Below are 18,420 nucleotides of genomic sequence, written 5' to 3'. Positions count from 1 at the left end.
GATGACAACTGGAAAAATGGAAAAGAAAGAATTCATGAGCGGTTTCTGGCGTTCCTGCTGCCTGCAGGGCTGCTTCAACTATGAACGTCAGCAGGGCCTGGGCTTCGGCTACGCGATGATTCCGCATCTGCGCCGGATTTACAAGGATGATCCGGAAGGCTTTAAGGAAGCGATGAAACGGCACCTGGTTTTCTACAACATCACGCCGCAGTGCACGACGTTCGTTCAGGGCATCGCCGTCGCGATGGAAGAAGAGGCGGCCTCCAATCCGGACTTTGACGCCTCTTCGATCAACGCTATCAAGACCGCGCTGATGGGACCGCTCTCCGGCATCGGCGATTCGATTTTCTGGGGCACGCTCAGAACGATCGGCCTGGGCGTCGGGATTTCCTTCTGCATGCAGGGCAACATCCTCGGCCCGATTCTGTTCCTTCTGATTCACAACATTCCGCATTGGTTTGTACGGTATAAAGGTCTGCAGGTCGGCTATGAGCAGGGCTTGTCGTTTATGGAAAATGCAACGGAAGGCGGCATGCTGGAAACCTTCTCGATGGCGGCGAAAATGCTGGGCGCTACGGTTGTCGGCTGCATGATCGCGACGATGATCAACTTTACCACGACGATCACGTTGAACATGGGCAACCATCAGACCTTGGCGATCCAGTCGATCTTTGATGAAATCGCCCCGAAGCTGCTGCCGCTGCTGCTGGCCTTCGGCTGCTTCGCGCTGATCCGCAAGGGTAAGAAGACCACGACCGTCATGCTGCTGTTGTTCTTGCTGGGCTTCGTGCTGGCCTTCCTGGAAGGGCTGCCGATGTTCGCGCCGATGGTTTAAGAAAGAAGCTTGACGCGAAGTCCGCGGTTAGAACACCGCGGGGTAAAAATAAAGGAAAAGGCTCCTTGTCGGACTTGCCGCGGGAGCCTTTCGCTTAGAAAAGAGGGAAAGTCATGATTGATTTACGCAGCGATACTGTCACTCAGCCTTCGCCGGCGATGCGCCGGGCAATGGCGGAAGCGGTCGTCGGGGATGATGTGTACAGGGATGATCCAACGGTCCTGAAGCTGGAACAGCGGGCTGCCGAGCTGATGGGAAAGGAAGCCGGTCTGTTTGTCAGCAGCGGCACCCTGGGCAACCTGCTGGCCCTCATGAGTCAGACGGAACGGGGCGATGAAATCATTGCCGGACGGCACAGCCACATCGTTACGCATGAAGTCGGCGGAGCGGCGCAGATCGCTCAGGTGATGGTGCATCCAATCGATCATCCGCAGGACTGGATTGAAGCGGACGCAATACGCAATGCCGTACACAGCGAAGATATTCATGAGCCGCGAACGCGGCTAGTCTGTCTGGAAAACGCGCTGTCAAACGGCGGAGTTGTACCGCTGCCGGTTTTGCGTTCTGCCTATGATGCCGCGAAAGCGCTGGGATTGCGCGTCCATCTGGACGGTGCGCGGATCCTGAACGCCGCCTTAGCCAGCGGCTGCTCTGTTCAAAGGATTGCGGACTGCGCGGATACTGTGACGTTCTGCCTGTCCAAAGGACTGGCAGCGCCGGTCGGATCGGTTTTAACCGGGGATCAGGCTTTCATTGAAAGAGCGCGGCGCAACCGCAAACTGCTGGGCGGCGGGCTGCGGCAGGCTGGAATTCTGGCTGCAGCCGGACTGGTAGCCTTGGATTCGATGACACAGCGATTGGCGGAGGATCATGCCCACGCAAAGCTGTTGGGGAGCCTGCTGGCTGCGATCGACGGGATTTCCGTGGAAACCGAGCGGATTCAGATCAATATGGTGTTCTTTAAAGTCGATCGTGAAAAGAGGACTCCGGAGGATTTTCTGAACCAATTGAAAGAAAAAGGAATTTTAACGAATCCGGATGATCACGGACTGTTCCGCTTTGTCACACATTATGGTATCATGGAAAGCGACGTCCGGGCTACGGCACAGGCAGTCCGGGAAATCATGGAGGGATAGAATGACAAAGTTAAAAGCGGTGATGTTTGACATGGACGGGGTCTTGATCGACAGCGAGCGGCTGAGCTTGTCCATGTGGGAAAAGGTGAACGAAGCGCGGGGGCACGTCTTCGACGTTTCCATCATGACGAACATGATGGGCGGTTCGCAGCAGGAGAACTTTGAACGATTCGGGCATCTGCTTCCGCCGATGGAAGTGTACGAAGCAATGTGGCAGGAGAAGAAACAGATGACGGATGCCTGGATTGAGGCCAACGGCATGCCGCTGCGGCCGGGAGTGAAGGAAATTCTGGCGGCGTTAAAAGAAAACGGGGTACGGCGGCTGATCGTTTCCTCGACGCCGCGCGAATACGCGTTGTATTTACTGGAAAAAGCAGGATTGAGCGGATGTTACGACAACGGGATTTTCGGCGATGAAGCCGGACGGCGCAAGCCGCATCCGGATCTCTATAACAAGATGATGGAGTTGGAAGGTTTGCGGCCGGAGGAATGCATTATCGTGGAAGACTCCGCCAACGGTGTCAAGGCAGGCTATGCCGCAGGCGTGCGGGTATTTGCGATTCCTGATACTGCTTGTCTGGAACAATTCCGCGATCACGAAGCCTACGCGATCGTCGATTCCATGGACGACGTGCGGCGCTGGGCGCTGGAACAGACAGCCGCATAATAGCGGAGGATTTTCAAACAGACAATCTGATCTGTTAAAATCAAACAAAAAGAAAAAGACGGCGATCTTAATGAACACGGTTTCCCTGGATGATCCATACAGAGCGGTTCACTTTGATTCCGTTTTTTTTAATATTCATTTTCTGGTTTTCTTTTGGTTTAACGGATCTGGATCAGTCTTGCTTCGTAAGGCCGCAATAGCTGCGGCTGGGGATCGGTGTAGGAATCCATCAGAATCCGGTCTTCCGTCTTGAGGTCAAAGCGGGCTGGGGAGCCGCTGAGGTTGATCAGAATCAAAAATTCTGCCTGTTCGTCAGACCGTTGATAAGCGAGAATTTGTTTGTGATGAACCAGAACCGGTTTCATCGCTCCCGTATTGAATGCCGAATACGCTTTGCGCAGGGCAATCGCCTGTTTATACCAGCGGTTGATGCTCGTTTCAGAAACCAGATCCGACTTTAGATTGATCTGCTTATAATTCGGATTCACCTTGATCCAGGGCTGATGATCGCTGAAGCCGGCATAGTCGCTGTCGTCCCACTGCACCGGCGTGCGGGCGTGATCGCGGGTCATGCGCTGCACGACCTTTTTAGCGATGAATTTCGGCAGATGCATCATCGTCTGCAAGGTGCCGTAAATATTGATCGCTTCATAATCCCGCCACTCATCCTGTTCCAGATGACAGTTGGTCATGCCGATCTCCTCGCCCTGATACACAAGCGGTGTTCCTCGTAACGTCAGGTTCATCAAAGCGAACGCCTTCGCGCTTTCGACGCGGTATTGCCTGTCGTTGCCGAAACGGGAGATCGAGCGGGGCTGGTCATGATTGTTCATGTAGTTGGCAACCCAGTAATTTCGTTTCTGGCTGTCGGTCTGCCAACGGAAAATAATCGATTTGAAGCCGGGAATCGTCCAATGATACAGCTTGCGGAAATCATATTTGCCTAACGGTCCGCAGTCCTGCAGATGCAGATCAAACATGATCATCATGTTGAGCTCGCCGCGTTGTTCGCCTGCATACAGCGCGCACGCGTCGTTGTCCGCCATCATGCCTTCGCCGATCGTGATGAAGTCATAGTCGTTGGACAGCTTTCCGATCAGCTCCTGGATGTAGGCATGGGATTGCGGCAGATTGGTCATGAATTCTTTGGCAAACTGATAGCCCTTCTTTTCCGGATGCCAGCTCGGCAGTCCCGGCTGCTTGGCAATCGTGTTGATGACGTCCATGCGGAAGCCGCTGACACCTTTGTCCAGCCAGAACCGCATGACGTTGGCGATTTCTTCGCGGACCCGCGGATTCTCCCAGTTGAGATCGCACTGATGTGGCGTGAAGGTAGTCAGATACCAGCTGCGCGGTTTCAGCGGATCCTTTGTCCACGCGCTGCCGCCGAACATGCTGATCCAGTTGTTCGGTTCCTTATCGTTAATACCCTCGCGGAAGTAGTAACAATCCCGGTACGGACTGTTCGGATCGTTTAAACAGGCCTGAAACCAGGGATGTTGATCGCTGGTATGATTCGCGACCAGATCCATCACAATGCCCATGCCGCGTTTCTTACATTCCGTCAACAGCGCGTCGAAATCCGCCATCGTTCCGAAATCCGGATGGATGTTGTAATAATCGCTGATGTCATAACCGTAATCGGTATTGGGGGAACAATATACCGGCGAAAGCCAGATCAGATCCACGCCCAGATCCTGCAGATGATCCAGCCGGCGCAGAATGCCCTTGAGATCGCCGATTCCATCATGATTGGAATCCTGGAACGAGCGCGGCCAGATCTGATAAATAATTTTATTTTTGTAGTCCATCATATCACCCCTGTCATTGTATCACAATGACAGGGTAAAAGCTTTGGATTTCCGTAATCGTGAACATTCAGGTTCTAGCCGGTACAGAAGGCGCAACACAGCTTTTGGATCAAAGAGGATCGTTGAAAAAGGACCCCTGGAATGAGAATATGATCGGGACAGAAAAAGAAACCAGCTGGGAAAGCTGGTTCTTGGAAGGGGGGAGATCGGCTCTGACCTTAGGGGAAGACTGCGGAAACTGTCGTCTACAATTCCTCGCCGTTGCTTTCAATCACCCGCTTGTAATAGGCAAAGGAGTCCTTTTCGTAGCGGTTGAGTGTGCCGTGACCTGCGTCGTCGACATCGACATAGATGAAGCCGTAACGCTTGGAAATCTGGCCGGTGGAACAGCTGATCAGATCGATGCAGCCCCAGGGGGTATAGCCGAACACCTTGACGCCATCCAGGATGATCGCGTCCTTGATCGCCTGGATGTGCTGGCGCAAATAGTCGATGCGGTAAGGATCATGAATCGTATGATCGGCGTTCAGCACATCCGCGGCACCCAATCCGTTCTCCGCAATAAACAACGGCTTGTGATAGCGGTCATAAAACAGATTCAGCGTGTAGCGCAGTCCGATCGGATCAATTTGCCAGCCCCATTCGCTCTTTTTCAAATGCGGGTTGAAGATAAAGCTGCCCATGTTGCCGGCAGTGCGCTGCATCGCTTCATCCTGAGCGGCCGCGACGCTGGTCTGGTAATAGCTGAACGCCATGAAATCGCAGCAGCCTCCGCTTAAAATTTCCGCGTCGCCCGGCAGGATCGGCAGGCGGATGCCTTCCTGCTGCAGCTGGATGAGCTTGTATTCCGGAAGGAAGCCGCGCATTTGGACATCCGGATAGTAAGTATCACGCTGCTGGTTTTGTTTCAGTGCGGCCAGGTTGTCTTCCGGCTTGCAGGAATAAGGATAGGCCGGAGAAACGCCGATCATGCAGCCCATTTGAAACTGCGGATAGTGATCGTGTGCGAAACGGACAACCTGCGCGCTGGCCAGCAGTTGATGATAGCTGGCCGCTTCGATAAGACGGCGGTCCTTTGAGAAAACGCCGGCGTTGATAAAACCGCTGTGAACGACAGAATTCAGCTCATTGAAGGTCAGCCAGTATTTGACTTTATGCTGGTATCGCTCAAACACGGTTTTCACGTAGCGGACATAACAGTCGATCACCCGCCGATCGGCGAAGCCGTTGTATTTTAATGTTAGCGCCAGCGGCATTTCATAATGCGAAAGCGTGACGATCGGTTCGATGCCGTACTTCAGGCATTCGTCGAAGACGTTGTCATAAAACCGCAGGCCGGCCTCGTTGGGTTCGGTCTCCTCGCCCTGAGGATAAATCCGCGTCCACGCGATTGACATCCGGTAACATTTGAAGCCCATTTTGGCAAACAGCGCCAGATCTTCTTTGTAACGATGATAATGGTCGATCGCCTGATGATTCGGATAGTATTCATCGTCAAGCAGTGCCGGGATTCCTTTTTCGGGATAAGTATTCATTTTAAACGCCATCGCCGCGCCTTCCTGATCCCCGCTGCGGTAGGTCACGCCGCGCATCTTCGCGATGTGTTTTTTCATGGCTTCCGGCACATCAGGCAGCGCTGCCGTGTGCTTAGCCAGTCCGCCGCAGGTCAGAACGTCAGCGATGCTGATGCCCTTGCCGTCCTCGTTCCACGCGCCCTCGCATTGGTTTGCCGCCGTCGCGCCGCCCCATAAGAAATCTTTAGGAAATTTTGTCATGTTCGTTGACCTCACTTTTCTTTTTTAAAAGGATGCGTTGCCGCATCCTTGGTTTGTCAGCTATTTGGAAACGGTGATGGCTTCGGTCTCACTTTCCGCCTGTTCTTCCTTCATCGCCGCCTTTTCCGCGATTTTGAAGAACGGGAAGAAGATGGCGACGGAAACGGCTACCAGAATCAATCCCCAGATCAACCCGGAAATCGAATTGGTCGCCATCCAGAAATAGATCGGGGTCGGGATGACGTTAGACAGCGCGACGCCGGTCATCGGTGCGACCAGGCCCATCCGCATGACGAGGGATGTTAACATGACGCAGATTCCCGGACACAGGACGCAGGGTAGCGCCATGATTGGATTCAGGATGATCGGAAACCCGAACATGACCGGTTCGGTAATGTTGAAGATTGAAGTTGCGATGGACAGCTGGCCCAGACTCTTGTATTGCTTCGCTTTTGAAAACAGCAGCAGGATTGTCAGACCGAGAATCCCGACGTTGGTGATCGGTGTCAGCATTGCCCATTCGAGATACGGAGCCGCTTCTCCGGCCGCAAAGGCCGCCATGTTCGCCTGCGTCGCCGCAGAACGAATCGAACCCAGTGTCGCGTAGGTCAGCATATCGCCATGAATACCGAACATCCACAACAGCTTGCCGGACATCAGATACAAAGCCGCGCCGATCGGATTGGCGCCGATTCCCATCAGCGGTTTCTGCAGCATCGTGTAGATAAAGCTCTGCATCGTGCCGTAAACTGTCTGCGCAAAGCCCATGCGGACCGCCATAAACAGAATGAAGACCAGCCCGGCCGGAATCATCGTTTCAAACATGCCGGCGACGGAAGGCGGGATGGAATCCGGCATTTTGATCTTGATGTTTTTCTCTAACAGGAAGACGTAAAGCCGTGCGCCGATCAGGCCGCAGATCATCGCGACGAAGATTCCCTGCGAACCCAGGACGCTTAAGGAAAGAACGTTGCCGGCAAGACCGGTGATTGTTTCTCCGGCTTCGTTGACCAGGCTGACCGTCGCTTCAAACGGTGTGACGATCATGAACGAACCGAACGCAACCATCGCTGCCGGCAGCGGCCGCTGACCGAATGATTTCGCCGTTTCGTAGCCGACGCACAGGACGACCATAATGGCGTAGAGATTGGAGACCATATTGATTGGAATCGAAAGGATGTTGCCGAACCCGCTAGTGGTCAGAAAGGCCTGCCAGGGGCCGATCGGAATCGATTTGACTAGGGAAAAGAGCGACGCGCCGATGGAAAAGGCGGCGATGCCCATGAAGGCGTTCATGATGATTTTCACATAGCGCAGCTGTGCGAATTTCATGACTTTCTCAGTGATTTTATCCAGTTTACTCATTGTTTTCTCCTCTATTGATTCAGAAGGACTTACTCCCCCATCAGCTTTTGAGCGGCGGCTAAGACCTTGGCGCCGTCCAGGCGGCCGTAGGCGACCATGTCGATAACGTCGACCGGCAGATCCGGGCATTGCTTCCGGACGTTGTCCAGCTCATAGCGGACCTGCGGGCCGATCAGGATGCAATCGGCGGTTTCCGCGGCGGTTTTGGCCTGGCTGACCGACGAAGCACTGATTGTGCATTCGTAGCCGGACGCTTTGGCGGCGGCGCGCATTTTGTTCATCAGCATGCCGGTCGACATGCCCTGAGCGCAAAGCAGTACGATATTTTTCATCTTCATTTCCTCATTTCCATGGTTTTTCTGCCGGGGTTGCAGCCCGGATCATTTCAATCATTTCCCCGGCCATATCTTTGACGGTCATGGCGTTCATCACGTGATCCTGCGCATGCACCATCAGTAAGGTAATCGGCACCGGACTGCCGTTGGTTTCCGCGAAGATCAGACCGGTCTGGCACTGGTGCGCGTCCACCATTTTTTTATCGCATTCGATCATCAGCGCATCGGCTTCGTCCAGATGTCCGGCCCGCGCAGCGCGGATCGCCTGCATCGCCAGGCTGCGCGCGTCGCCGGCTGCGGTGATCAGCCGCATGATCGTCAGTTCCATTTCATTTTCCATTTTAAGCTCCTTTCCTGTTCTGAAGAAATCCAGCTCCGCGCTTCTCTGCAGCGAAGTCCCGGATTGGATTTCCGTTTGACAAATTCAGTCTAGCATGGCGTTTCCGACAACTCCAACCGGAATGTTTCCGGGGCGGCTGCGGAACTTTTTGAGCTTTCATCGCCGCGCCGCTTCCTGCAGGCAGTCCATCAAGCAGTGGAACGTGCGGGTGGCGATCGTTTTATCCACAAGGCCGGGATCACTCAGATAGTTGGTGATCGTGCGGTAGAAATCCTCAGCGTCAGGATCCTGCTCGGCCAGCGAGATCAGAAAGACGACCTGAACGTCGTGATGTCCCCAGAAAACAGGCTGTTCCAGGATCGCGGCCATCACAAACTTGCCGCCGCCCAGAATCTGATAGGGATGCGGAATCGCCACGCGGTTGCCAAAGTCGGTCTGTCCCATCGCCTCGCGCTTCATAACCAGCTCGAAAAAATCGTCTGGAACGGACCGGTAGCTGCCGACGGCCCGGCAGATCGTCTTCAGCGCCTGCTTTTTGGTCTGCGCCTTCACCCGGGGCAGAAACAGCCGGCTGTCGAAGTAGTGGCTGAGAAAGCGGCCGTCGCCGTTTTCAAAGATTTTTTGATAGTCGTTAATTTCCTTATCGCTTAACAACAGGGATACTTCGTAAACCGGTACCGGCAGGCTGATATTGAGCGGCACGGTCGTGAAAACAAAGTCGATCCGCAAACCTTTGAAATCCAGCTCTTCCAGATCAAAGACCGTGGCTTCGACGATCCGGTTGATGTACTTGCCGAAGGCTCGTTTATAATTGTAAAGAAATAACTGCGAGGTTCCCCGGCCGGAGACGCACACGACCACGATGTTGTAGCGGCGAACCGGGCGGTCGCGCTGTTCCATCGCCAGGGCGAACAGCACGGCCAGATAGGCGATCTCATCCTCAGGCACGTCTTTGCCATAATGGCTGGACAGCGCGGAGCAGGCGCAGACCGCAACGGTATAAGCGAACGCGTATTGCCGCTGGATCTGGCTGAGAATCGGATTTTTCAGCGGAATGTTGTAGCGCATGCGGATATCGAGCGGCACCATGTGCTGGTTAAGGGAAACACGCAGCTCCAGATTATCGCGAAAATCAAGAAGCATGCCCTCGTAGACGGCGTTGAGCATCTTTAAGACAAGTTCGTCGATCTGCGCGCTGATGACGAGATTACTTCCGTATTTTCCCTGTGAATCCGAGCTGGCCTTGCCGCTGATATGCAAGGCGATATACAGCTGCTCATCTTCCGAATACGCCACGCCCAGCTGCTTCCGTATCGCCTCGCACACCTCTTGTGCGGTCCTGATGATTTTGTCACCGACTAACCGGCGCATTTCTGCACGCGCGCTGTCGGAATAGAGCATTGGCTGATGACTGCGGATCCGCTGGTTGGCGATCACGAGGTGGACGATCAGATTCTCAAAGGAAGTTTCCGAGATCCGGATGTGATGGACGCGGAAAATGACGCTGAGAATTTCAAAGAGGATCTGGCCGTCGGCTTTCTGAAGCGGGCTGGTAAAGCTCATGTTGTTTTTATACAGACAGTTGGCAATGCACAGCCGGCGATTGAATTCGCTGCCTTCGACGCAGATTCCATAATTCGGACGGCGATTGATCGTCAGATGATAAAGATTCAGAATCGCTTCTACCTGTTTCAGATCAGCGGTGATTGTATTGCGCGAAACGTAGATCATCTGGCTCAGTTCTTCCAGCTTGATATAGTCCGGATGATATAACAGGTAACCTAATAGAAAATCCACACGTTCGGCGTAGGTGGAAGGAATGTGCGTTTGCGGTGTTTCGCTCAGCCATTGGTTGAATGCGTCCGCGTCGGTGATAGCCAGTTGATAACCGGTACCCGGCTTGGCGATCAGCTGCGCGCCGTTTTCTGTCAATTCCTCCGCTAAGAGCTTCAATCGCGAGCGCACCGTTTTTTCACTGAGATGCACCGCGGCGGCCAGCTGGGCGGAAGTCGCCGGCTGATTCGTTTGTAAAAGCGTCAAGAGCCGCTTCATTTCCGATTCCATGGATCTGTCCCCCTTTTCTTCATGCAGAACTTTCAATTTTAAAATAACATTCTTTTGACGAAAACTCCAACCAATAACAACAGAAAGCGACTGCGGTAAACGCTGTGCAGCGTGAAGAAAGGGAAGGGTGCAGACGGAAAAGACGAAGACCTGGAATCAGCCGCGATGGCCATAAGCTGCCCCGAACGAATCGGAGATCGCAAAAAAGCCAGGCTAAACATCAACCTGGGCGACTCTAGGGAATTCATAACGATTTTTCCGTACAGGAAAACCCTCAAACACAATCAAAAAAACAGCCCGGAGAGCTGTTTTTTGCATCCTGATTTTTGAATCCTTTGCGCAGAAACAACGCCGGAAACGTAAAATCCGGTTAATGGAAAAATTGAGAAGCAATCACTAAATTGATGATCAGCGGCAGCGCCGCGAAAAGATAAGGAAGCAAAGGCGCAGGGTCGTTTTCCCGGTCACCTCCCCGCGGCTGTCGAACAGGCTGGTAGGCAGGCCGCCGCAGTTCCAGCGAAATATGGCTTGCGCCGGCATAACCGAAGACAATCAGCGCCAGTCCGATCAGCCAGAGGACGTCCAGCCGTTTGTGGAATCCCCATAATAAAATGATCTGGACAAGCAGGCAGAGAATGAAATAAAATCCGCCGAGCAGCAGGGTTTGTTTTCGACTCATAGCATTATTCCTCTTTTCTTCATCCCTTCTTATGGCCAACGACCGGTTTTTAACGAAAGGTTCTTCTTCCTTCTCATTATAACGGGAATTCCAGTTTTTAGCGAATCCTTTTCAATTCTGTTCCGGATCATTTTTCTTCCGTCAATTCGATGGGATCAAGTTGATAATGAACCTATTCCAAGCTAAAATAAAAAGAGGTAAAGCTTAACGTGTTTGTTATGGAGTATCATGGCAGATTAGTAAATTAAATAAAGAAAAGGAAAGGTACAGAAATGATTCAAGATATTGTTAAAAATAAACGACCGGGGAGGAACGGATGAAAAGAATCGCATGGCTGACCACGGGCGGCACGATCGCCTGCGCCCAACAGGAAGAAGGGCTGACGCCGCAGCTGGATGCCGGAGGACTGCGCCGGCTCTTAGGCACCTTGATCGATCAATATGAAATCAAGACGTGGGATCTGTTTACGCTGGACAGCTCCAACATTCAGCCGGAGGAATGGCAGCGGATCGCGGAGAAGGTGGCGGAGCTCATCGCAGAAGGTTGGGCTGAAGGTGTGATTCTGACCCATGGCACGGATACGATGGCCTACACCGCTTCCGCTTTAAGCTTTATGTTGGAAAATGTAACGCTGCCGGTCGTCCTGACGGGGTCGCAGCTGCCTCTGGCAGATCCGTTAAGCGACGGGCTGGAGAATATCCGGACAGCACTGGCGATGGCTGCGAGCGGACATGCCGGGGTTTTCGTGGCGTTTAACCGCCAGATTTTACTGGGCACCCGCGCGGTGAAGGTCCGCACGACGAACTTCCAGGCGTTTGAAAGCGTCAATGTTAAACCGGTCGGCTGGATCGACAGCCGGGGATTGAATATCCGCAGCGGTTTGCTTCCGCATGCCGACGGTCCGTTTCAGCTGCGCAGTCAGCTGTGCAAGGAAGTCGTCCTGATCAAGCTGATCCCGGGCATGAATCCGAAACTGTTCGACGCGTTGATTCAGATGGCCTGCCGCGGCGTGGTGATCGAGGCCTTCGGGATCGGCGGGCTGTCGTTTATCCGGCGGGATCTGACGGCGAAGCTTCAGGAGATGACCCAAGCTGGCATCACGGTTGTCGTCTGCAGTCAGTGTCTGTATGAACAAAGTGATTTCAGCGTCTATGAGGTCGGACAAAAAGCGCTGCGCTACGGCGTGCTGGAAGGCAAGGATATGACCAGCGAGGCGGCGGTTACCAAACTGATGTGGGTACTGGGGCAAAGCGAGGATCCGCAGACGATCCGGCAGTTGTTTGAAACCAACCGGATCCATGAACGGAACGAGAGTTTCGATTGACAAAGCCGGTTAAACAGCGTAACCTTAATTTCAATAAAAGCAGGGTTACCCGGTGCTGTCAGACCGCTTCCGTATGAGCGGTATTGGCGATCGGCAGCACTGGGACAATCAGGATTGACAAACAATAGAATAAAAAAGAATGGGGGTTTTACGATGGAATATCTATTTCCGAAGATTGATTTACACGTTCATTTAGACGGCTCGCTGACGTTAAAGCTAGCTTATGCCTTAGCTCAGGATCGCCAGCTGATCGCTTCCGACTGCACGCTGGAACAGTTCCGTGAGCGGATTGTCGTGGGCCGGGACAATGGCAGCCTGAATGAGTTTCTCGCGCGCTTTGAGCTGCCGATCGCGATTTTACAGGATGAAGAAGCGTTGGTGCTTTGTACCCGCGAGCTGGTGAAGACGCTGGCCTTGCAGGGACTGGAATATGTGGAATTGCGGTTTGCGCCGCAGTTTCATACACAGAAGGGACTGACGCAGCATCAGGCAGTTAAAGCTGTGATCAAAGGCATGCGGATCGCGATGTGCGAGCATCCGCAGATCAAGGTCGGTTTAATTCTTTGCATGATGACGCTGGGCGAACCGTCGTTGAATCACGAAGCGAACCTGGAAACGATTCAGACGGCTCGGGACTTTAAAGGCAAGGGTGTCGTAGCGGTGGATCTGGCCGGCGCGGAGGGCATCACGCCGATGGAAGGCTATCGCGATTGTTTTGAACTGGCGAAGGAATATGGAATTCCATATACGATTCACGCCGGGGAAAGCGGCCCGGCGGCTTCGGTAAAGTCGGCGCTGGAGCTGGGGGCGAGCCGGATCGGGCATGGCGGTCATTGTCTGGAGGACAGCGCGGTGATGCAGGAAGTGATTGATAAGAAAATTCCGCTGGAAATGTGCCTGACGAGCAACGTCCAGTGCCGCAATCAGCTTTCGTACAGCGATCATGCGCTGAAACCGTTGATGGAACGCGGTGCGGTGGTGACGCTGAATACCGATAACATGACGATCAGCGATACGACGCTGGATCAGGAATATGACAAAGCGGTGCGGTATTTGGGACTGACCCGGGAGGATCTGATCCATCTGAATCTCAACAGCGTGCGCGCGGCGTTTGCGGATAAAGAATTGAAGCAGCAGCTGACGCGCCGGCTGATGGAATGCTTGTAGGCGGTCATAAACTAAAAAACAAGAAGAATAAAAATCATAACCTAAGACACCAGGAGCGGCCGGTACGATTCCAAAGTACCCGGATCATTCCTGGTTTTTCATTGAGCGCCTTTTGGGAAAAACTGAAAAATACACAGAGAACCGCTTCCTTTTCCCCCCTTCAGACGATTTGACAAGCTTCGTGGATCATTCTATAATTAGGAAGCTAACTATTAGGAATCTAATGAAAGGGGAGGACTTATGAATAAACCTTTTTGTATTTTATTTTCCCGGGCCTACCGCGCGCAGACAGCCCAGATCCGGCCGCGCATGGCCGATCAGGGAATATCGATGGGACAACCGAAAATCCTGCATCTGTTAACCCGCAGCTCCCGCACGCAGGTGGAGCTGGCGCGGGCCTGTGATATCGAACCGGCGACGGTATCTAAAATTCTGGATCTGATGGAACAGGCCGGGATGATCGAACGGGTGCGCAGCGATAAGGACCGGCGCAGTATTCAGGTGCAGATTACGGAGTTCGGCGCTCAGCAGCACGCCAAGATGAGTGAAATCCATGCCGAGGTCGAAGCGCTGGCTCTGGAAGGCTTCAGTGCGGAAGAACGTGAGCAGTTTATCAGCTATATTCAGCGCATGACGGATAATCTGCGCGGTGAGAAAACTGCCGTGGAAGGAGAAAACCGGGTATGAGCAGCCAGGCGACGCTGAGTCAGGTTGAGAAAATGACGACTCAGCCGATTCCGAGATTGATCACGACCCTGGCGGTGCCGACGATTGTCAGCATGTTAATCACCTCGATTTACAACATGGCAGATACCTTCTTCGTCTCTCAGTTGGGCACCAGCGCGACCGGCGCGGTGGGAATCGTTTTTTCCCTGATGGCGATTATTCAGGCCGTCGGTTTTACGTTGGGGATCGGATCAGGCAGTCTGATCTCGCGGATGCTGGGGGCAAGAAAACATGCGGAAGCGGAGAAGATTGCGAGCACCGGTTTTTTTGCGGCGATCGCATTCGGTCTTGTGCTGACGGTGTTCGGTCTGCTTTTCATCGATCCGTTAATGGCGCTGCTGGGCGCGACGAAGACAATTCTGCCGTATGCCCGCGACTACGCGAAATACATTCTGTTGGGCGCGGCGGTCATGTCGTCCTCTTTTGTGCTGAACAATGTGCTGCGTTCCGAGGGTAAAGCGACGCTGGCGATGGTCGGCATTACGGCCGGTGGTCTGCTGAATATCGTGCTGGATCCGATTTTTATCTTTACCTTCCATCTGGGGATTGCCGGAGCGGCGATTGCGACGATTCTCAGCCAGATCATCAGCTTTCTGATTTTGCTGAGCTGTTTCCTGCGGCATAAGAGTCTGCTTCATCTCGGCTTTCGAAATATTTCATGGAAGTGGGAAGATCTTTCAGCGATCATCAAAACTGGTCTGCCCTCTTTTTTCCGGCAAGGGTTAGCGAGTATCGCGACGGTGATGCTGAACGTCAATGCGGCGGTTTACGGCGATGCGGCAGTCGCGGCGATGTCGGTTGTCGGCAAGGTGTTTATGTTGATCCTGTCCGTCTTAATCGGTTTTGGCCAGGGCTATCAGCCGGTCGTCGGTTTCAATTATGGCGCGGGCTGTTATCAGCGAGTAAAGCAGTCGTTTACCTTTACGACGATCGTCAGTTTTGTGATGATGGGCATCCTCGCGGCAGCGGGCTTGGTGTTTGCGCCGCAAGTAATCCAGCTGTTTACCAAGGCTGACGCTCAGGTGCTGGAAATCGGGACGTACGCGATGCGGGCGCAGTGTCTGGCGTTGTTTATCCAGCCGCTCGGCGTTATATCCAACATGACGTTCCAGTCGATCGGCAAGCCGGCGGAAGCGACATTTCTGTCCGCCTGCCGCCAGGGTGTATTCTTTCTGCCGCTGATTATCATTTTACCGCAGCTGTGGCAGCTGCGCGGCGTCGAACTGACGCAGCCGCTGGCCGACGTGCTGACTTTTATCGTCTGTTTTCCGTTTCTGTTCAAGTTCTTTCAAGAATTGAATCAGAAGATCGCGGAACAGGAAGGATCATGATTCTGGGGCGGAAAGGGAAAGCTTAAAGCCGAAAATCGATGGGGAAGAACAAAAAAATTTAAAAAAAAGACTTTGAAAATCGAAAATGAAAATGCTAAAATAACACCACAACGAGTAGCGCAGGCGTAAAACCAGTTGCCGCTCGTTGTTATTTTTTGTCTTAAAGGCAAAGAAACAGAAGAAAATCAAACGTGTAGCCATGGAACGATAAAAATCCAGCAATCTTGGCTTCACGTTTTTTTCTTTGGAAAGGAGAAAGAAAAATGCAAGAAGAATTAAGAACGAACGCTTTTTTGGAAACGGAGGAACTTGGCCGGCTGATGCGGCGGTATGCCGGTCCGTGCGTCGTTTCCCTACTGGTGGCGGCGTTATATAACATCGTCGATCAGATCTTTATCGCCAATGCGCCAGAATTAGGTTCATTTGGCAATGCCGCGAATACCGTTGTTTTTCCTTTAACGGTCGTCGCACTGGCAATCGCCGTGATGATCGGCGACGGGACCTGCGCTTTTGTCAGTTTAAGTTTAGGAAGGGGAAAGACAGAGGCAGCGCACCGCAGCGTCGGCAACGCGATACTGTTAAGCGGACTGGCGGGCATCATGCTGACACTGGTGTATTTTTTCTTTCAAGAACCATTGTTATCACTATTCGGCGGACAGGTTAACGCTCAGACCTTTGCCTACGCTAAAGCTTATTTTACATGGATCTCGGCAGGGCTGTTTTTCTACATGTTCGGCCAGGCGATGAATCCGATTATCCGCAGTGATGGCAGCCCGAAATTCGCAATGGCTGCGACCTTGGCGGGTGCCCTGACGAATTTAGTTTTGGATCCCTTGTTTATCTTCAGTTTTCACTGGGGTATGGAAGGCGCTGCGGCAGCGACGGTAATCGGTCAGCTGGTCACGGCGGGGATATCCGCGGCTTATCTATTCAGGATGAAAGCGATCCGGTTAGACCATTCGAGCTTTCGCTGGGATGGCAGTTTGATCGGACAATTTCTTTCGCTGGGGATTTGCAGCTTCCTTTCCCAGATTTCATTGGTGGCAGCAATGGCGGCGATCAATAACGGTATTCAGCGGTATGGGGCATTGGATCCAGTGTTCTCACTAACAGAATATGCGCAGATTCCAATGGCGGTCGTCGGAATTGTCATGAAGTTTTTTCAGATTGTAATTTCATTTTCTGTTGGAATGGCTGCTGGCTGTATTCCGATTGTGGGGTATAATAGAGGTGCGGGGAGGAACGATCGGGTAAGGTCCTTGTTTATCCGTCTGCTTGCCGCGCAGGTAGCTTTGGGGGCGGCCGCTTTAATTTTGGCAGAATGTTTCCCGAAATCGTTAATCGCTTTGTTTGGAGCCTCAAATGAAAGTTTATATTATACGGAGTTCGCTGTCCGGACATTTCGGATCTATTTGTGCACGATGATTTTCGCTTGTGTGAACAAAGCGTTGTTTATTTATCTTCAGGCATTGGGCAAAGCGTTGGTTTCCACGTTGTTATCCTTGGTACGGGAACTGATTTTCGGTGTGGGATTTGCGTTAATTTTACCTTATTTCTTTGGCCTGGATGGAATCTTGTATTCTATGCCGATGTCGGATTGTTTAACCTTTTTAATCTCAGCCGGCGTAATCGCCGTGACGATAAAAGCTTTGAAACCGGAAAAGGAGGAGTTCGAGGATGACAAACAACAGAATTGTAACGATCAGCCGTCAGTTCGGCAGCGGAGGACGGACCGTGGGGAAACAGCTGGCGGTCCAGCTCGGGATTTCCTGTTATGATCAGGAACTGATAGAAAAACTGGCGCAGGCGAGCGGTTTTACGCCGGAGATGGTGGCGAAGCAGCAGGAGGCGTCGCCTTACAGCAGTCATTGGGCGTTCGCGTTATCGGAAGGGCAATTTATGGGCACTTCAATCCAGGATCAGCTGTGGCAGCTGCAGCGAAAGATTATCCTGGAATTGGCGGAAAAAGAATCCTGCGTGATCGTCGGTCGTTGCGCGGATGTGATTCTCAAGGATCATGCGGATTGCCTGACGGCGTTTATTCATGCGAAAAAAGCGAAACGAGCCAAGCGGATTGTCGAAGTGTACGGTGAAACAGAGGTCGCTATTGAGAAGCGGATTCGGGACAAGGATAAGCGGCGCGCAGTTTATTATGAGTTTTACACAGGACAGACATGGGGACTGGCTGAGAATTTCCATGTGGCATTGGATAGCGGCGAGCTTGGCATCGAGCGGTGTGTCGATATTCTGGCGGATTTATATCAGTGCCGATAAAAAAAGATTCCGGACTTGGAGATTTTCCAATTCCGGATTTTTTGTTTGGGGATATGAATTCGAGCTTCTCGCTCGCAAAGCGTTTGTTTTATCCAGACCTGGTCATTTTACAGACTACTGATTTCCCGGATATCGGCGCTGGATATGATCTCCCGGAGGAATCGATCTTTCTTCATACTGGATTGTTAAGTTCATTTTTGACGATTCTTTTACTTAAAAAGGAGAGAGGCAAAATCTCTGTTTGTTTTGTTGAAATTCTTATGTAATTCAGAACACTATTAAAAAGTCTGTTGCCAAATAAAATATGGCTGAAAGCTAGGTTATTCCTCTACTATCGGATTTTAGTGATCGGCCGACTGGAATTGTAATTTTGTCATGGCTTGGGCTGGTTCCGAGCATTCTTGTCTTTTTAATTGTTCCAGTTGTGACGCAGTAATCTTGGTGCAGAGCTGGATGAGCTGATCTTCACAATGATTTCTCAGCATTTCCTTTGCGGTTTCTAAACGTTGCTTTTCGATACCTTGTTCAATGCCACGCTCAATGCCTTGTTCCATGCCTTCTGCTCGACCTTCTATTCTGCCTTCTTCTCGG

16 protein-coding genes and 1 pseudogene are annotated in these 18,420 nt (G+C 52.3%); 9 read left to right on the top strand and 8 right to left on the bottom strand.

Annotated features, from left to right (window positions below; genetic code table 11):
* Position 1: 1 nt before the first annotated feature.
* From DWY25_RS15840 to DWY25_RS15830, 3 genes are all read left to right on the top strand, one after another.
* Positions 2-835, top strand: a complete 834-nt coding sequence (locus DWY25_RS15840; protein ID WP_006061325.1) for a PTS system mannose/fructose/sorbose family transporter subunit IID — start codon at positions 2-4, stop codon at positions 833-835.
* Positions 836-948: 113 nt separating this feature from the next.
* The gene (gene ltaE, locus DWY25_RS15835; RefSeq protein WP_117896039.1) at positions 949-1,971 is read left to right on the top strand and encodes a low-specificity L-threonine aldolase; all 1,023 of its coding nucleotides are present in this window, start codon (positions 949-951) and stop codon (positions 1,969-1,971) included.
* Position 1,972: 1 nt separating this feature from the next.
* Positions 1,973-2,638 (top strand): HAD family hydrolase, encoded by a 666-nt coding sequence (locus DWY25_RS15830; RefSeq protein ID WP_181981868.1) that lies wholly within the window; start codon positions 1,973-1,975, stop codon positions 2,636-2,638.
* A 158-nt stretch (positions 2,639-2,796) separates the two neighbouring features.
* Here the strand turns inward: DWY25_RS15830 and DWY25_RS15825 are convergent, their stop codons facing one another.
* The 7 genes from DWY25_RS15825 to DWY25_RS15795 all read right to left on the bottom strand — a co-directional run bounded on the left by DWY25_RS15825 (position 2,797) and on the right by DWY25_RS15795 (position 11,007).
* Complete coding sequence (locus DWY25_RS15825; RefSeq protein WP_181981867.1) at positions 2,797-4,449, bottom strand: alpha-amylase family glycosyl hydrolase; 1,653 nt, start codon at positions 4,447-4,449, stop codon at positions 2,797-2,799.
* 245 nt (positions 4,450-4,694) lie between these two features.
* Positions 4,695-6,224 carry a glycoside hydrolase family 1 protein gene (locus DWY25_RS15820; RefSeq protein ID WP_117896036.1) on the bottom strand — a complete coding sequence of 510 codons (1,530 nt, stop codon included), beginning with the start codon at positions 6,222-6,224 and terminating at the stop codon, positions 4,695-4,697.
* Positions 6,225-6,284: 60 nt separating this feature from the next.
* Positions 6,285-7,589 carry a PTS sugar transporter subunit IIC gene (locus tag DWY25_RS15815; RefSeq protein WP_181981866.1) on the bottom strand — a complete coding sequence of 435 codons (1,305 nt, stop codon included), beginning with the start codon at positions 7,587-7,589 and terminating at the stop codon, positions 6,285-6,287.
* A gap of 29 nt (positions 7,590-7,618) precedes the next feature.
* Positions 7,619-7,921 carry a PTS sugar transporter subunit IIB gene (locus tag DWY25_RS15810; protein ID WP_072684810.1) on the bottom strand — a complete coding sequence of 101 codons (303 nt, stop codon included), beginning with the start codon at positions 7,919-7,921 and terminating at the stop codon, positions 7,619-7,621.
* A 10-nt stretch (positions 7,922-7,931) separates the two neighbouring features.
* Positions 7,932-8,264, bottom strand: coding sequence for a PTS sugar transporter subunit IIA (locus tag DWY25_RS15805; RefSeq protein WP_117896034.1), 333 nt, complete (start codon positions 8,262-8,264; stop codon positions 7,932-7,934).
* A 156-nt stretch (positions 8,265-8,420) separates the two neighbouring features.
* Positions 8,421-10,328, bottom strand: coding sequence for a BglG family transcription antiterminator (locus DWY25_RS15800; protein WP_117896033.1), 1,908 nt, complete (start codon positions 10,326-10,328; stop codon positions 8,421-8,423).
* A 370-nt stretch (positions 10,329-10,698) separates the two neighbouring features.
* Entirely contained in the window at positions 10,699-11,007 is a 309-nt protein-coding gene (locus DWY25_RS15795; RefSeq protein ID WP_117896032.1) for a hypothetical protein, read from the bottom strand.
* Between the two features lie 316 nt (positions 11,008-11,323).
* On the opposite strand from DWY25_RS15795, the gene DWY25_RS15790 reads away from it, so the two are divergent.
* The 6 genes from DWY25_RS15790 (at position 11,324) to DWY25_RS15765 (ending at position 17,829) form a co-directional block, all read left to right on the top strand.
* Positions 11,324-12,331, top strand: coding sequence for an asparaginase (locus DWY25_RS15790; protein ID WP_006061317.1), 1,008 nt, complete (start codon positions 11,324-11,326; stop codon positions 12,329-12,331).
* A 153-nt stretch (positions 12,332-12,484) separates the two neighbouring features.
* On the top strand, positions 12,485-13,498 hold the full coding sequence (gene add, locus DWY25_RS15785) for an adenosine deaminase (protein ID WP_117896031.1): 1,014 nt from the start codon (positions 12,485-12,487) through the stop codon (positions 13,496-13,498).
* A gap of 240 nt (positions 13,499-13,738) precedes the next feature.
* Positions 13,739-14,185 carry a MarR family winged helix-turn-helix transcriptional regulator gene (locus DWY25_RS15780; RefSeq protein ID WP_117896030.1) on the top strand — a complete coding sequence of 149 codons (447 nt, stop codon included), beginning with the start codon at positions 13,739-13,741 and terminating at the stop codon, positions 14,183-14,185.
* On the top strand, positions 14,182-15,555 hold the full coding sequence (locus DWY25_RS15775; protein ID WP_117896029.1) for an MATE family efflux transporter: 1,374 nt from the start codon (positions 14,182-14,184) through the stop codon (positions 15,553-15,555). The genes DWY25_RS15780 and DWY25_RS15775 overlap by 4 nt, the downstream gene beginning before the upstream one ends.
* A 263-nt stretch (positions 15,556-15,818) precedes the next feature.
* Entirely contained in the window at positions 15,819-17,333 is a 1,515-nt protein-coding gene (locus tag DWY25_RS15770; RefSeq protein ID WP_117896028.1) for an MATE family efflux transporter, read from the top strand.
* Positions 17,233-17,829, top strand: coding sequence for a cytidylate kinase-like family protein (locus DWY25_RS15765; RefSeq protein WP_117896027.1), 597 nt, complete (start codon positions 17,233-17,235; stop codon positions 17,827-17,829). The genes DWY25_RS15770 and DWY25_RS15765 overlap by 101 nt, the downstream gene beginning before the upstream one ends.
* Positions 17,830-18,170: 341 nt before the next feature.
* Here the strand turns inward: DWY25_RS15765 and DWY25_RS15755 are convergent.
* Positions 18,171-18,420, bottom strand: a pseudogene (locus tag DWY25_RS15755) (hypothetical protein); the annotation flags it as partial.

The sequence above is a fragment of the Holdemania filiformis genome, assembly GCF_003459085.1.
Lineage (GTDB): Bacteria > Bacillota_I > Bacilli_A > Erysipelotrichales > Erysipelotrichaceae > Holdemania > Holdemania filiformis.
The sequence above is the reverse complement of the archived record's forward strand: the minus strand, read 5'-3'. Positions and strand labels throughout refer to the sequence as shown.